Genomic DNA, 14,354 nt, shown 5'->3' on the forward strand with positions numbered 1-14,354 from the left:
TGAGATGGGCCACGTACCAGCACCGGGCGCTTCCGCCCGCAGAGACCCGGTCCCCGGAAAGCGCAAGATCGGCGCCCCCTTCCGCTTTCCGGCCCGTCCGGCGGATGCTCGAAGGGAGCGGCCGGCTCCGGCCGCAGTCCTCCTGGGGGAAGGCATCCATGACCACCGACCTGCGCCCCGTTCCGCCCGAGAACTGGTCCATCGACGACCGCTGCACCAACTGCGACGTCGCCCGGCAGCTCGCGCCCGGCCTGGTCCGCGAGCACGAGGGGCGCTCCGAGCTGGTCCGCCAGCCGCGCGACGCGGCCGAGCGCCGACAGCTGCTCGCCGCCGCCCACGCCTGCCCGACCCGCTCCATCCGCCCCGGCACCGGGCCGCTGGAGCCGGCCGAGGACCCGTTCCCGCTGGCCCTCGCCGACGACCTGCTGCTGCTCGGCCACAACTCCCGCCGCATCGCGGGCGCCAACTCCTACCTCTGCCGCCGCCCGACCGGCTGGGTGATGGTCGACACGCCGCGCTACAGCGAGGCCCTGGCCGCCCGGTACGCCGCGCTCGGCCCGGTCACCGACGTCCTGCTCACCCACCGCGACCACGCCGCGCACGGCCGGGCGTACGCCGACCGCCTCGGGGCCCGGCTCTGGATCCACGAGGGCGACCTGGAGGCCGTGCCCGACGCCGACCGGGTGCTGCGCGGCACCGGGCCGACGGAGGTCTCGCCCGGCCTGGTCGCCCACCCGTTCCCCGGCCACACCCGGGGCAGCGTGCTCTACCTCGCGGACCAGCGGTACTGCTTCAGCGGCGACAGCCTGTACTGGTCCCGCACCACCGGGGACATCGAGGTGGCGGAGTCGGTGACCTGGTACTCGATCGAGGAGCTCGCCGCCTCGCTGCGGCGCGGCCTCGGCGTACTGCGCTTCGAGTGGCTGCTGCCCGGCCACGGCGGGCGGCGCCGGATGTCCGCCGAGGAGGCGGACCGCCGACTGCGGGCGCTGGCGGAGCGGTGCCGGGAGCTGCGGCCCGGACCGGTGGACTTCGGCGCGGTCCGCTGGTAGCCGGGGTCCGCGGGCAGGGCGGTCCGTCGGGGTAGCCGGGGTCCACGGGCGGCGCGGCCCGCCCGCGGGCGCCGGAGGGCCGGTGCGCCGGTGCCTGCGCCGGGTGCGCGGGGGCGTGCGACCGCCGGGAGCGCCCGCCCGGGTGTGCGAACGGTTCCGCCGGGGCAGCCGCCTTGGGAACGAAGGTGTTCGGCCTCGCGAACCCCGAACTCCGTGCGACGAACTCCCCGCGATCCAAGGATGGTTGAGTCATGCTCACGCAGACACCGGAGCGCCAGGCCCGGCCGCGGCGCTACCTGATGTGCCGGCCGACGCACTTCACCGTGGACTACGCGATCAACCCGTGGATGGACCCGTCCCAGCCCACCGACACCGCGCTCGCCCTGCGCCAGTGGGAGCGGCTCTACTGGACGTACCGCCGGCTCGGCCACACCGTCGAGCTGATCGACCCGGTGCCCGGCCTGCCCGACATGGTGTACGCCGCCAACGGCGCCACCGTGCTGGACGGCCGGGCCCTGGTCGCCACCTTCCGCCACCCGGAGCGGGCCGCCGAGTCGGAGGCCTACCTGGCCTGGTTCCGCGAGCACGGCTACCGCGAGGTGCGCCGCGCCGGGCACGTCAACGAGGGCGAGGGCGACCACCTGGTGGTGGGCCGCCGGGTGCTCGCCGGGACGGGCTTCCGCACCTCGCGCGCCGCGCACGCCGAGGCCGGGGAGCTGTTCGGCGTCCCGGTGGTCAGCCTGACCCTGGTCGACCCGCGCTTCTACCACCTGGACACCGCACTGGCGGTGCTCGCCGACGACCACGTCATGTACTACCCGGAGGCGTTCGACGCCGACAGCCGCTCGGTGCTGCGCGCGCTGTACCCGGACGCGGTCCTCGCCGACCGGGCCGACGCCGAGGTGTTCGGGCTCAACGCGGTCTCGGACGGCCGCCGGGTGCTGCTGCCGGAGGCGGCCAAGAACCTGGCCGGCCGCCTGGCCGAGCACGGCTACCAGCCGGTCCCGGTGGACGTCTCGGAGCTGCTGAAGGGCGGTGGCGGGGCGAAGTGCTGCACCCTGGAGCTCAGGCCGCGGTGACACGCCCTACCCGGCGTCCCGGTCCGCCGCCGTGACCAGCAGCACCTCCAGGGTGCGCGGCCCGTGCACCCCCTCCACCCGGTCCAGTTCGATGTCGCTGGTGGCGGACGGCCCCGAGATCCAGGTCTGCGGGCGGACCGGATCGAGCCGCGGCAGGGCGAGCGGCACCGAGGCGACGACCTGCTCCGGCGCCCGCACCACGCAGACGTGGTGGTCGGGGACGAGCGAGAGCAGCCGCCGGCCCTGGCCCGGACCGGCGTCCAGCACGATCGTCCCGGTCTCGGCGACGGCCAGCGCGCAGCCGGTCACCACGCTGTCCGCGGTGTCCAGCCGGGCGGCGGTCGGCGTCCCGTCGTCCGGGAGGAGCGCGACCCCCTCGGCCTCGGCGGCGGCGAGCCAGCCGGCCGGCAGACCGGCCGGCACCACGACCGTCCGGCTGCCCCGCTCGACCAGCAACCGGGCGATCAGCCGCGGCAGTTCGTCCTCGCGGCAGCGGTGCACCAGGGCCCGGTAGTCGGCCAGGTTGCGGTGCAGCAGGTCGAGCAGCGCCGCCGGGTCGTCCGTCGGCACGTGCGCCGTCAGGTAGTCGCGGGGCGGCGGCTGTTCGGCCGCCCCGGCGGTGTCGCCGAGCGCGGCCCGGATCCGGCCGAGGATCAACTCCCGTGAGGTGGAAGGGTTGTCGGGTCGCGTGCGGTCGGGGGTGGTCATGTGCGGTTCCTCCGCCACCAGTCGCGGAACGGTTCGGCGGGCACCTCCGGCAGGTCCCGGGTGTCGGTCCAGGCCCGCCCGGGCCCGGGCAGTCGGCGCGGGTGCAGCGCGCGGGTGCGCCCGGCCAGCCGCTCGGCGGCGGTGAGCGCCGCCGGGTGGTCCAGCACGAAGCCGGCCGCCGCCATCGCGGCCCGCTCCAGCGGGTGCCCGCCCTGCTCGACCACCCGCTCGCGCAGGTGCACCAGCACCTCGGGGATGTCGATCGCCACCGGACAGACCTCGTAGCAGGCCCCGCAGAGCGAGGAGGCGTACGGCAGCGAGGCGTCCACCGCGCTCGCGGTGCCGCGCAGTTGGGGTGTCAGGACGGCACCGATCGGCCCCGGGTAGACCGAGCCGTAGGCGTGCCCGCCGGCCCGCTCGTACACCGGGCAGACGTTGAGGCAGGCCGAGCAGCGGATGCAGCGCAGCGCCTGGCGGCCGACCCGGTCGGCGAGCGCGGCGGTGCGGCCGTTGTCCAGCAGCACCAGGTGGAACTCGGACGGGCCGTCGCCCTCGGTCGTCCCGGTCCACAGCGAGGTGTACGGGTTCATCCGCTCGGCGGTGGAGGAGCGGGGGAGCAGCTGGAGGAAGACCTCCAGGTCCCGCCAGGTCGGCACGACCTTCTCGATGCCGACCACGGAGATCAGGGTCCGCGGCAGGGTGAGGCACATCCGGCCGTTGCCCTCGGACTCGACCACCACCAGGGTGCCGGTCTCGGCGACCATGAAGTTGGCGCCGGAGACGGCGACTTCGGCGCGCAGGAACTTCTCCCGCAGGTGCAGCCGGGCGGCCTCGGCGAGTTCGGCGGGGGAGTCGGTGAGGCCCTCGGGCGCCGGGCGGCCCCAGGAGGCCATCCGGTCGGCGAAGATCTCCCGGATCTCGGCCCGGTTGCGGTGGATCGCCGGCACCAGGATGTGCGAGGGCCGGTCGTCGCCCAACTGCACGATCAGTTCGGCGAGATCGGTCTCGTAGGCGGTGATCCCCTCGGCCGCCAGCGCCTCGTTGAGCTCGATCTCCTGGGTGGCCATCGACTTGACCTTGACCACCTCCGTCCTTCCGGTGGCCCGGACCAGCCCGGCGACGATCCGGTTGGCCTTCTCGGCGTCGGCGGCCCAGTGCACGGTGCCGCCGGCCGCCGTGACGTTCTCCTCCAACTGGACCAGGTAGCGGTCGAGGTGCCGCAGCGTGTGGTCCTTGATCGCCTTCCCGGCGGCGCGCAGTTCCGCCCAGTCGGCGAGTTCGGCGACGGCCCGGGCCCGCTTGTCCCGGATGGTGCGGGTGGCGTGCCGGAGGTTGGCGCGCAGCCGCTCGTCCCGTACGGCCCCGGCGGCGGCCTGCGGGAAGGCGGGCATGCCGAGGAAGGTGCCGGCCGGGTTCCCGGTCCGCTCGCTGCGCGCGCTCATGCGGACGGCCTCCAGGGGTGCTCCTCGGTACTGGCCAGGATCTCCGCCAGGTGCAGCGGTCGCAGGGGCGCGCCGGTGCGGCGCAGGGTGCCGCCGAGGTGCAGCAGGCAGGAGTTGTCGGCGCCGCACAGGACCCGGGCGCCGGTGCCGAGCGCGTTGGCGAGCTTGTCCTCGGCCATGGCCGCCGAGACCGCCGCGTTCTTGACCGCGAACGTGCCGCCGAAACCGCAGCACTCCTCGGCCCCGGGCAGCTCGACCAGTTCCAGGCCCTTGACGGCGCCCAGCAGCCGGCGCGGGCGCTCGCCGAGGCCGAGCAGGCGCAGGCCGTGGCAGGACGGGTGGTAGGTGACGGTGTGCGGGAAGTACGCGCCGACGTCCTCGACGCCGAGCACGTCGGTGAGGAACTCGGTCAGTTCGAGCACCCTGGGCACCAGGCCGGTGGCCAGGTCGGCGAGTGCGGTGCCCCGGCCCTCGGCGGCGGCCCGGGCGCCGATCCGGGGGTAGTTGTCCCGGACCATCGCCACGCAGGAGCCGGAGGGCGTCACCACGTGGTCGTACCCGGCGAAGGCCTTCGCGGTCCGCCGGACCAGCGGCTCGCAGGCCCTGCGGTAGCCGGTGTTGTACTGCGGCTGACCGCAGCAGGTCTGCCCGGCGGGGAAGTCCACCGTCACGCCGAGCCGTTCCAGCAGTCGGACGGTGGCCACCGCGGTGGCGGGGAACAGCGCGTCGTTGACGCAGGTGGCGAACAGCGCGACCCGCATCCGGGCTCCCTTCTGCCGAACTCCCGCCGGACGCACCGGTGTACGGACGTGCGGACACGCGGAGGGCGCCGGAAGCCGAACGGCACCGGGCCGCTCGTGATCGTACCGAGCGGACCGGTGCCGCGGGGGGACCTCAGGACCTCAGGGCCTCGGGACCTCAGGGCCTCGGGACCTCAGGGCCTCGGGACCTCAGGCGCCGAGCCAGAGGTCCGGGCCGAACACCTCGTAGTGGATGTCCGCCGCCGGGACGCCCGCGGTCAGCAGTTGCTCGCGGACGGCGCGCAGGAATGGGAGCGGCCCGCACAGGTAGGCGGTGGTGCCGGCCGGGACCTCGACGGTGGAGAGGTCCACCAGGCCGGTGCGCTCGGCGGGCCACTCGCCGAGCGGCTGCTCGTAGAAGACGTGCGAGGTGGCGTTCGGCAGCGTGGTGGTGAGCCGCGCCAGCTCGGCCCGGAAGGCGTGGCTCAGCTGGTCGCGGTCGCCGTGCACGGAGACGATCCGCCGGGTGGAGCCGGTGGCGGCCAGGTGGTCGAGCATGGCGGTCATCGGGGTGTTGCCGATGCCGGCGGAGGCGAGCAGCACCGGTCCGTCGCCGTCGGCCAGCGCGATGTCGCCCAGCGGGGGCGCCAGGTCGATCGGGTCGCCGGCCTTCAGGTGGTCGTGCAGGTGGCCGGAGACCTCGCCGCCGTCCTCGCGCTTGACGCTGAAGCGCAGCGCGCCGTCGGCGCCGCCGGAGAGGCTGTACTGGCGGATCTGGTGGGCGCCGTCGGCCAGTTCGGTGCGCACGGAGACGTACTGGCCGGGGCGGAAGGCCGGCACCGGACGGCCGTCGGTCGGGCGGACCAGGTAGGTGGTGACGGCCTCGGTCTCCTGGACGCGGGCGACCACGGTGCAGGGGAGCCACAGGTCGGCCGGGTCGCCGCCGGCGGCGACCTCGGCGCGCAGCCGGTCCTCGACGGCGATCAGCGCGTTGGCCATCAGCCAGTAGACCTCGTCCCAGGCGGCGGCGACCTCGGGGGTGACGGCCTCGCCGAGCACCTCCACGATGGCGGCGAACAGGTGCTCGTGGACGATCTTGTACTGGTCGTCGGCGATGCCGACGGAGACGTGCTTGTGGGCGATGCGGGCGAGCATCGCGTCCGGCCGCTGGTCCGGGTTGGCGATCAGGGCGGTGGCGAAGGCGGCTATCGAGCCGGCCAGGGCCTCGCGCTGGCTGCCGTTGGCCTGGTTGCCCCGGTTGAAGAGGTCGCGCAGCAGCTCCGGGTGCGCGGCGAACATCCGGTCGTAGAAGCGCGGGGTGATGTCCCCGATGGCGGCGCCCACGACGGGCAGGGTGGCCTCGATGACCTCGGCGGACTTCGCGGACAGCATCAGACGACTCCTTATTGGTATCTGAGATTCGCATTAAAGGCCGCAAGGGGGTGCGCGGCCCCGGGTGGGCTGATCAGCCGGTGGATCCGGCGGTGTCAGGGGGTCCGGTGGTGAGGCTGAGCAGGACCGGTCCGGTGGGGGAGGCCACCAGGTCGGCGACGGAGAGGTGGTCGAGCGCCGCGAAGAACGCCTCCTGGGCGTTCCGCAGCGCCCCGCGCAGCCGGCACGCGGCCCGCAGCGGGCACGGCGGGTCGTCCTCGCAGCCGACCACGTCGCCGACCCCCTCCAGCTCCCGCAGCAGCAGTCCGAGCGAGCCGGTGCGCCCGGCGAAGGTGAGCATCAGCCCGCCGCCGCGACCGCGCCGGGCCTCCACCACCCCCAGGTGCTGCAGCCGGCTGACCACCTTCGCCGCGTGGGTGTACGGCACACCGACCGACTCGGCCACCTCGCGGGTGGTCGGGTTGTCGCCCTCGCCCAGGACGGCCAGTCGCATGGCGATCCGCAGGGCGATGTCGGTGCTCTTGGTCAGCCTCACGTTCGGAACGCTACCGAATACGACTCTCCAACTCCAATTTTCTGCACGACTCCGACCGAGACCGTGGTCACGTTGCCCTCGGGGAGGCGGGCGCGGGGCCTGGCTGTGTCGCGCTGCGATCGGATCTGAACATTTGGCGACATTAGTAGTCACTCCCTGACGGAAAGTCAGAGAGCCTCCTACGCTTCCCCTGCTCCGAACACCACCACATCCGCACCACCCGTACGTGTCGAGCAGCAGGAGAGATCCATGAGAACACCCCGCACATCCCGTGCGCCCCGCATACCCCGTGCACCCCGTACCCGGACGGCCGTGGCCGCGACAGTCGCGACCACGGCCGCACTGCTGTCGCTGCCCGCGACGGCCGAGGCCGTCACGCCGCCGCCGGCCGTCGCCGCGCACGTGGCGGTGGCGCCCTACCCGGCGGGCGTCGCGCTGACGCCGGACGGCGGCCACGCCTACGTGACCAGCCAGAGCAGCGGCGCCGTCAGCGTGCTGGACACCGCGACCAACACCGTGTCCGGCACCTTCACCGCCGGGAGCGGCTCCTACGCCGTCGCCGTGTCGCGCGACGGGCACCGGGCCTACCTGACGCACCACCTGGACAACACCGTCAGCGTCGTGGACACCGCGACCAACGCCGTCACCGCGACCGTCCCGGTCGGCGCCCAGCCCTGGGGCCTCGCCCTCGCGCCGGACGGCTCCCGGGCCTACGTGAGCAACGCCGCCGCCAACACGGTGAGCGTGCTGGACACTTCGTCCGGCACCGTGACCGCGACCGTGCCGGTCGGCGCCGAACCGCACGGGCTGGCCGTCTCCGCGGACGGCGCGCGGCTGTACGTCGCGGCCTCCGGGGACAAGGCCGTCACCGTCGTCGACACCGCGAGCGGAACGGTGAGCGGCACCGTTGCGGTCGGCCACGGCGCCTTCGGGCTCGCGCTCAGCCCGGACGGCACCCGGCTGTGGGCCGCCGACGGCGACGACGGCACCGCCGCGGTGATCGACACCGCGGCCGGCACGGTCCTCGGCACCGTCGCGGTCGGCTCCGGCCCCTACGCCGTGACCCTCTCCCCGGACGGCGCGGCGGCCTACGTCTCCGACTACGCCGACAGCACCCTGAGCGTGGTGGACACCGCGAGCCGGACGGTCACCGCGACCGTCCCGGTGGGCGCCGCTCCGTACAGCCTGGCCCTGACCGCCGACGGGCGGCACGGCTACCTCGCCGACTTCACCGGCAACGCCGTCGACGTGGTGGACTTCCCGCTGCCGGTGCCGGACGTGACCGCGATCAGCCCGAACGGCGGCTCCGGGACGGGCGGCACCACGGTGACCGTCACCGGCACCGACCTGGCCGGCGCCACCGCCGTGACCTTCGGCGCGGCCGGCGCCGCGGCCTCGTTCAGCTGCACCCGGACCAGCTGCACCGCGACCGCCCCCGCGACCACCGTCACCGGGCCGGTGGACGTGCGGGTCACCGGGCCCGGCGGCACCAGCGCGGCCGTCGCCGCCGACCGCTTCACCTACACCGCCCCCGCCGCCCACCTGGGCGTCGCGCTCACCGCGACCCCGGTGACCGGGCTGCTCTCCAGCCGGGTCGACTACACCGTCACCCTCACCGGCCAGGGCCCCGACCCGGTCACCGCGGCCACCGTCACCGCCGACCTGCCCGCCGGACTGACCACGACCTCCGGCGACTGCACCGTCGCCGCCGGGAAGCTCGGCTGCACGCTGACCGCGCCACTGGCCAAGGGCGCGAGCACCACCCGGCACTTCTCGGTCGGGGTCGGCCTGTTCTCGCTGCTCCGCAGCTGGGACGTCACCGTGGCCCGCACCGCCGGGGCGCCCGCCGACCCGTCGCCCGCCACCAGCCGGGCCACCCGCAGCTGCTCCGCGATCCTGGGGCTGCTGATCACCTGCAAGTAGCGCCCGCCCGCCGCGCACGGGCAGCCGCACCGGGCCCCGCCGAGACCCTTCGGCGGGGCCCGGTGCGCGAAAGTCCTGGACGAAGTGTCCGATCCGGACGTACAGTCCGATCATGTCTGCGGAAAACCCCGACCCACGCGTGCCGACCTGGTCCCCGGTCTGCCGCGCCGTGGCCCTGCTGCTCGGCCCGTACGCCGAGGTGGTGCTGCACGACACCGCCACCGACCGGGTCCTCGCCATCTGGAACCCGATGACCCCCCGGGCACCCGGCGACCCCTCGCTGCTCGGCGAACTGGACGGGATCGACCCCTCCGCCCCCGACGTCTACGGCCCCTACGAGAAGCTGCTGCCCGACGGCCGGCGGCTCTCCTCGGTCAGCGCCGTGCTGCGCGACGAGGCCGGAAAGCCCACGGCGGTGCTCTGTGTCAACCTCGACCGGGGCCCGCTGGAGCAGGCCGCCGCCCTGCTGGCCGGCTTCGCCGCCCCCACCGCGCCGCGCCCCGAACCGCTCTTCGAGCACGACTGGACCGAGCGGATCAACGACGTGGTCGGCGGGTACGTCCGCGACCGGGGCCGCCCGCTGGAGCGGTTCACCCGCGAGGACCGGCTCGCCGTCCTGACCGAACTCGACCGGGCCGGGGTGTTCGCCGTCCGGCGCGCCGTCCCGGTCGTCGCCACCGCGCTGCGGATCTCCCGTTCCACCGCGTACAGCCTGCTCGCCGAGCTCAAGCAGCACCCGGCGGGCCCCGCCAAGGAGTACCACCAGTGACCCAGCTCCCCGACTTCCGGCTCGAAACCCACTTCTCGCGCTGGGAGTTCACCGCCCGGTACCACCTCACCGCCTCCGACGCGCAGACCATGACGATGGCCGAACTGCTCGCCCTGGCCGGCCCCGAGGACCGCGAGGCCTGGGACACCCTGGCCCTCGGCTACACCGAGACCTTCGGCGACCCCGGGCTGCGCCGCGCCGTCGCCGGGATGTACGAGCAGGTCGGCGAGGACGACGTGATCTGCTTCGGCGGCGCCCAGGAGGGGCTCAACCTCGCCATGCAGGTGCTGCTCGAACCGGGCGACCACGCGGTGGTGCTGACCCCCAACTACCAGTCCGCCGAGACCGTTCCGCTCTCGCTGTGCGAGGTCACCGGCGTCGCGCTGGACGCGGAGCGGGACTGGGCGCTGGACCTGGACGCGGTCGAGGCGGCGCTGCGCCCCAACACCAGGGTGCTGTCGGTCAACTTCCCGAACAACCCGACCGGCAAGGTGATCGACGCCGCCGACTTCGTCCGGCTGGCCGAGCTCTGCGACGAGCGCGGCATCCGGCTCTTCTCCGACGAGGTCTACCGCGGCCTGGAGCACGACCGGGCCCGCACCCTGCCGCAGGCCGCCGACCTCTCCGAGCGGGCCCTGTCGCTCAACGTCACCTCCAAGTCGCTCGGCCTGCCCGGCCTGCGGATCGGCTGGATCGCCTGCCGGGACCGGGAACTGCGCTCGCGCCTGGAGCGGGCCAAGCACTACACCACGATCTGCAACTCGGCGCCGAGCGAGGTGCTGGCCCGGATCGCGATCACCGCCCGCGAGCACATCCTGGCCCGCAACCGCGCGATCATCGCCGAGAACCTGCCGCGGTTCGACGCCTTCTTCGCCGAGTTCGCCGAGCTCTTCGAGTGGCGCGCGCCGGACGGCGGCTGCGTCGCCTACCCGCGCTACCGGGGCCCGGGCGACGTGGCGGAGTTCTGCACCGCCCTGGTCGAACAGGCGGGCGTGCTGCTGCTGCCCGCCGACGTCTTCCGCTCGGAGCTGACCCCGACCCCGGCCGACCGCTTCCGGATCGGCCTCGGCCGCCGCGACCCGGGCCCCGGCCTGGCGGCCTTCGGCGACTGGCTCCGCAAGCGCTGAGGCGCACCCGGGGCGGACCCGGTACGCACCCGGGGCGGACGCGAAGCGGCCGGGGCGCCGGCCACCGAGGGGAGTCGGCGGCCGGCACCCCGGCCCGTCAGGGGTGCCGCCCGGGAGTGGTCAGAGCTTCTGCCAGGCCGGCTTGGCCGCGTAGGTGTCGCGGAAGTAGTCGGCGAGCTTGAGGCGGGAGGCGGCCGCCTCGTCCACCACCACGGTGGCGTGCGGGTGCAGCTGGAGCGCCGAGGCGGGGACGACCGCGGACAGCGGGCCCTCGACGGCGAGCGCGACGGCCTCGGCCTTGGCCTCGCCGGTGGCGAGCAGCACCAGGTGGCGGGCCTCCAGGATGGTGCCGATGCCCTGGGTGATGACGTGGTGCGGGACCTCGTCGATGCTGTCGAAGAAGCGCGCGTTGTCCACCCGGGTCTGCCGGGTGAGGGTCTTGATCCGGGTCCGGGAGGAGAGCGAGGAGCAGGGCTCGTTGAAGCCGATGTGGCCGTCCGTGCCGATGCCGAGCAGCTGGAGGTCGACGCCGCCGGCCTCGGCCAGCGCGCGGTCGTAGGCGACGGCCGCCGCGGCGATGTCGGACGCGTTGCCGTCCGGGCCCAGGAAGGAGTCCTCGGTCAGGCCGAGCGGCTCCACGACCTCGCGCAGCACCACCGACCGGTACGACTCGGGGTGGCCGGCGGGCAGGCCGACGTACTCGTCCAGCTGGCAGATGCGCGCCTCGGCGGCGTCCAGCCGGCCGTCGCGGACCCGCTCGGCCAGGGCCTGGTAGATCGGCAGCGGGGTCGAGCCGGTCGCCACGCCGAGCAGGGCGTCGGGCTTGTCGGTCAGCAGATCGGTGATCGCCGCGGCGATGAGGTCGCCGGCCGCACGGGCGTCAGGGACGATCACGATTTCCATACTGGGTCCACCGTTCTGAGGCGAGTCTGAGGTCTAGACCTCCGAGGTCTAGACCAGTTTGCCGTGAAGGGGTGCCCCAGGTCCACCCGGGTCCGACTGGCGGGCGATCTTCCGCCCCTGCCCGTTCTGCCAGGTGGGAACGGCCGGGGCCGGCCGTCGGGGGATGTCCCGACGGCCGGCCCGGTGTTCGTGTCCTCTACGGCTTCCCGCTCACCGGTCGTCCGGACGGCTGCCCGGTCGTACGGACGGCGTGGGGTGGGCGGGTGCGGCGCCTCGGCGGCCCCGCGGTCAGAACGGGTTGGTGCAGGTGGTGACCTGCTGGGCGACGTCCAGTGCGGGGCCGGCGGTCGCGCAGATCATGCGGGGGGCGGTGGTGGCCACCCGCGGGGTGACCGCCTCGGCGGAGCCGAACCGCACGGTGGTCGCGGCGGCGACCGTCTTCCACGGGCTGCCCCAGGCGGCCTGGGTGCGGATCTCGACCCGAACCAGCGTCAACTGGCCCCGGTCGGCGCTGACCCGGGCGACTCCCACGATGCCCTCGCCGTCGGCCTGGTGCGAGACGCAGGGCTGGTTGAGCACCGCGGCGCAGGCCGCGCCGCCGGTGCCGGGCGTCGCCGTGGCCGCTATGGCCGGGGCCGCCGACAGGCCGGCTATCCCTGCCGCTGCCATGACCACAGCTGCGATCCGAGTGCGCATGATGCGAACCTCCTTGGAAATTAAGGGAATCTCACTCCTTGAGATGAGTCTTGCACACATTGTGAACTTGGCGTGTGTGCGTTGCGTCACACTCATGGTGACGGTTCAACTACATCCTGCAACCATTTGCCGCCCGTTCAGCACACGGACAACTCCAGTCCTGACGGACGATCGGTTCATCGGGAAGCGGCGAGTGGCATCGGCAACCCGCCCACGGCCCGGCGGGCTTGGCGGTGCCCCGGCGCTCCTCTCACCCGTCCGGGTGGCGGGTTGCCCCCGGGGCGAACCGGACGGATACCATCGACCCGATCCCACGGAGGTGCCGCGTGGACACGGTCATCGTGCAACTTCCCGGCCCGGGGGCCGAGGTGGCGCCCGGCGAAACCCCCGGCCTGCTGCGGATGGGCCCGGGCGAGACCGCGGTGTTCGGGCGCGGGGAGCCCGGCCGGCCGGTCCCCATCCCGCTGCCCGACCAGGGCGTCTCCCGCCGGGCGGGGGAGGTGGTCGCGGCCGAGGACTACTGGCGGCTGTCCAACTTCAGCACCTCGGCCACCTACGTGGTGGAGAACCTGGAGGGCGCGGGGGAGCACGTCAAGGTCGCGCCCGGCCGGATCGGCGCGCCCGTCCCGTTCGAACTCTCCCGGGTGCTGCTGCCCGCCCTCGGCGGGCCCGCCGCCTTCAAGGTCTTCGCCCCGCAGCACGCCTACCTCGACGGCCGGCCCGGCGGCGCCGAGGGCGAGCGCACCGTCAGCCCGTTCGCCCTGGACCCGACCGCCAAGTACTTCCTGGTCCTGCTCGCGCTCTGCGAGCCCAGACTGCGCTCGCCCTCCGCCGCGGCCGTCCCCGGGGTGACCGAGGTGCTCGCCCGGCTGCGCGCCCTGCCCGGCTGCCGCGGACTGAGCCGCTCGGCGGTCAACTACCACATCGACTACCTGGTGGCGACCAAGCTGCGGCTGCGCGAGCCGTACGAGGAGGGCCCGGGCGGCGGAAAGCGCGAGGAACTGGTGGCGCTGGCGCTGAGGTTCGACCTCGTCCGGGAGGAGCACCTCGCGCTGCTCCCGCCCCGGCGCCCGGCCGCCCGGCCGTGACGCCCGGTGCCCCGCCCGGGCCGGAGCCCGAGCCGCCCGGCGGCGGGCCCGTGCCCGGTGGCCCGCCGTTCGCGGTCCCGGCGGGCTACCCGATCGCCGGCTACCGCCTCGGCGCCTTCCTCGGCGCGGGCGCCTGGGGCAGCGTGTACGCCGCCGAGGGCCCCGACGGCGGCCCGGCCGCCGTCAAGATCCTCGGCGCGGCCCGGTTCAGCCCCGGCCAGCGCCGGACCGTGGCCCGGATGGCCCGCAGCGAGCAGCGCTTCAGCCGCCGCGCCGACCATCCCCACCTGATCCGCACCTTCGCCGTGGCCACCGTCGAGGACCCGGACCACCCGGCGCTCGACGGCGCCGTCGCCCTGGTGATGGAACGCGCCGCCCGCAGCCTCCAGGACCTGCTGGCCGAGGCCCGCCCCGGTACGGCGGTGCCCGGTGCCGAACGCATCCTGACCGAGGTCTGCGCCGGGCTGACCCACATGCACCGGGCCGGCTGGGTGCACGGGGACCTGAAACCGGCCAATGTCCTGCTGATGCCCGACGGCACCGCCAAGATCGCCGACTTCGGCCTCACCGCCGAGCTGGAGGGCACCCACGCCTACGCCCCTCCGCTCGGCTCGCCCGACCACGTCCCGCCCGAGTGGTGGTCCGAGCGCACCGGTGCCCGCGGCGTCGCGGTGCGCCCCAGCGCCGACGTCTGGGCCTTCGGCGTGATCGCCCACCAACTGCTCACCGGCGGCCTGCACCCCTTCCTCGGCGCGACCGCCCGGGCCCGCTCGCTGGCCGCCCAGGCGTACGCGCGGGGCGCCGCGCCGCTGCGGCTGGACGAGGCGCTGCCGGCGCGCTGGCGGCCCGTGGTCACCGCCTGCCTCGCCCCCGGGCGGGAGGAGCGGACCCGGACCGGGC

Annotated in this window: 14 protein-coding genes; 7 read left to right on the top strand and 7 right to left on the bottom strand. The window is 74.6% G+C overall.

What is annotated here, in order from left to right; all coding sequences use genetic code 11:
* The first annotated feature begins 158 nt into the window (after nt 1–158).
* A complete protein-coding gene (locus ACFWJ4_RS30290; protein WP_380549441.1) occupies nt 159–1,052 on the top strand; it encodes a 4Fe-4S domain-containing protein in 894 nt (297 codons plus the stop codon).
* Between the two features lie 251 nt (nt 1,053–1,303).
* Nucleotides 1,304–2,131, top strand: a complete 828-nt coding sequence (gene ddaH, locus ACFWJ4_RS30295; protein ID WP_380549444.1) for a dimethylargininase — start codon at nt 1,304–1,306, stop codon at nt 2,129–2,131.
* Nucleotides 2,132–2,137: 6 nt separating this feature from the next.
* On the opposite strand, the gene ACFWJ4_RS30300 is transcribed toward ddaH, so the two are convergent.
* The 5 genes from ACFWJ4_RS30300 to ACFWJ4_RS30320 form a co-directional block, all read right to left on the bottom strand.
* Entirely contained in the window at nt 2,138–2,839 is a 702-nt protein-coding gene (locus tag ACFWJ4_RS30300; protein WP_380549447.1) for a lactate utilization protein C, read from the bottom strand.
* Nucleotides 2,836–4,281: a lactate utilization protein B gene (locus tag ACFWJ4_RS30305; protein WP_380549450.1), complete on the bottom strand. Its 1,446-nt coding sequence runs from the start codon at nt 4,279–4,281 to the stop codon at nt 2,836–2,838. Before ACFWJ4_RS30305 ends, ACFWJ4_RS30300 begins: the two co-directional genes overlap by 4 nt.
* Nucleotides 4,278–5,042, bottom strand: a complete 765-nt coding sequence (locus ACFWJ4_RS30310; protein WP_380549453.1) for a (Fe-S)-binding protein — start codon at nt 5,040–5,042, stop codon at nt 4,278–4,280. Before ACFWJ4_RS30310 ends, ACFWJ4_RS30305 begins: the two co-directional genes overlap by 4 nt.
* Before the next feature lie 189 nt (nt 5,043–5,231).
* The gene (locus ACFWJ4_RS30315; protein ID WP_380549456.1) at nt 5,232–6,413 is read right to left on the bottom strand and encodes a globin domain-containing protein; all 1,182 of its coding nucleotides are present in this window, start codon (nt 6,411–6,413) and stop codon (nt 5,232–5,234) included.
* A gap of 73 nt (nt 6,414–6,486) precedes the next feature.
* Complete coding sequence (locus ACFWJ4_RS30320; RefSeq protein ID WP_380549459.1) at nt 6,487–6,948, bottom strand: RrF2 family transcriptional regulator; 462 nt, start codon at nt 6,946–6,948, stop codon at nt 6,487–6,489.
* Between the two features lie 312 nt (nt 6,949–7,260).
* Here ACFWJ4_RS30320 and ACFWJ4_RS30325 point away from each other — a divergent pair, with 312 nt between their 5' ends.
* The 3 genes from ACFWJ4_RS30325 (at nt 7,261) to ACFWJ4_RS30335 (ending at nt 10,767) form a co-directional block, all read left to right on the top strand.
* Entirely contained in the window at nt 7,261–8,871 is a 1,611-nt protein-coding gene (locus ACFWJ4_RS30325; RefSeq protein WP_380549462.1) for a beta-propeller fold lactonase family protein, read from the top strand.
* A gap of 112 nt (nt 8,872–8,983) precedes the next feature.
* Nucleotides 8,984–9,640 carry a transcriptional regulator gene (locus tag ACFWJ4_RS30330; protein ID WP_380549465.1) on the top strand — a complete coding sequence of 219 codons (657 nt, stop codon included), beginning with the start codon at nt 8,984–8,986 and terminating at the stop codon, nt 9,638–9,640.
* Nucleotides 9,637–10,767 (top strand): pyridoxal phosphate-dependent aminotransferase, encoded by a 1,131-nt coding sequence (locus ACFWJ4_RS30335; RefSeq protein ID WP_359899352.1) that lies wholly within the window; start codon nt 9,637–9,639, stop codon nt 10,765–10,767. The genes ACFWJ4_RS30330 and ACFWJ4_RS30335 overlap by 4 nt, the downstream gene beginning before the upstream one ends.
* A 120-nt stretch (nt 10,768–10,887) precedes the next feature.
* Here the strand turns inward: ACFWJ4_RS30335 and nagB are convergent, their stop codons facing one another.
* Nucleotides 10,888–11,670, bottom strand: coding sequence for a glucosamine-6-phosphate deaminase (gene nagB, locus ACFWJ4_RS30340; protein WP_359899350.1), 783 nt, complete (start codon nt 11,668–11,670; stop codon nt 10,888–10,890).
* A 288-nt stretch (nt 11,671–11,958) separates the two neighbouring features.
* Nucleotides 11,959–12,366, bottom strand: a complete 408-nt coding sequence (locus ACFWJ4_RS30345) for a hypothetical protein (RefSeq protein ID WP_380549468.1) — start codon at nt 12,364–12,366, stop codon at nt 11,959–11,961.
* 326 nt (nt 12,367–12,692) lie between these two features.
* On the opposite strand from ACFWJ4_RS30345, the gene ACFWJ4_RS30350 reads away from it, so the two are divergent.
* The gene (locus tag ACFWJ4_RS30350; RefSeq protein ID WP_380549471.1) at nt 12,693–13,454 is read left to right on the top strand and encodes a serine/threonine protein kinase; all 762 of its coding nucleotides are present in this window, start codon (nt 12,693–12,695) and stop codon (nt 13,452–13,454) included.
* Between the two features lie 50 nt (nt 13,455–13,504).
* Nucleotides 13,505–14,354 (top strand): serine/threonine-protein kinase (locus tag ACFWJ4_RS30355; protein WP_380549474.1); only part of this gene is annotated, 850 nt, incomplete at its 3' end.

The organism is Kitasatospora sp. NPDC127067, from assembly GCF_042724755.1.
GTDB classification, from domain to species: domain Bacteria; phylum Actinomycetota; class Actinomycetes; order Streptomycetales; family Streptomycetaceae; genus Kitasatospora; species Kitasatospora lactacystinica.

Coding starts and splice junctions, on each gene's coding strand:
- ACFWJ4_RS30290 (WP_380549441.1), top strand. CDS start 159: ATGACCACCGACCTGCGCCCCGTTCCGCCCGAGAACTGGTCCATCGAC.
- ddaH (WP_380549444.1), top strand. CDS start 1,304: ATGCTCACGCAGACACCGGAGCGCCAGGCCCGGCCGCGGCGCTACCTG.
- ACFWJ4_RS30300 (WP_380549447.1), bottom strand. CDS start 2,839: ATGACCACCCCCGACCGCACGCGACCCGACAACCCTTCCACCTCACGG.
- ACFWJ4_RS30305 (WP_380549450.1), bottom strand. CDS start 4,281: ATGAGCGCGCGCAGCGAGCGGACCGGGAACCCGGCCGGCACCTTCCTC.
- ACFWJ4_RS30310 (WP_380549453.1), bottom strand. CDS start 5,042: ATGCGGGTCGCGCTGTTCGCCACCTGCGTCAACGACGCGCTGTTCCCC.
- ACFWJ4_RS30315 (WP_380549456.1), bottom strand. CDS start 6,413: ATGCTGTCCGCGAAGTCCGCCGAGGTCATCGAGGCCACCCTGCCCGTC.
- ACFWJ4_RS30330 (WP_380549465.1), top strand. CDS start 8,984: ATGTCTGCGGAAAACCCCGACCCACGCGTGCCGACCTGGTCCCCGGTC.
- nagB (WP_359899350.1), bottom strand. CDS start 11,670: ATGGAAATCGTGATCGTCCCTGACGCCCGTGCGGCCGGCGACCTCATC.
- ACFWJ4_RS30345 (WP_380549468.1), bottom strand. CDS start 12,366: ATGCGCACTCGGATCGCAGCTGTGGTCATGGCAGCGGCAGGGATAGCC.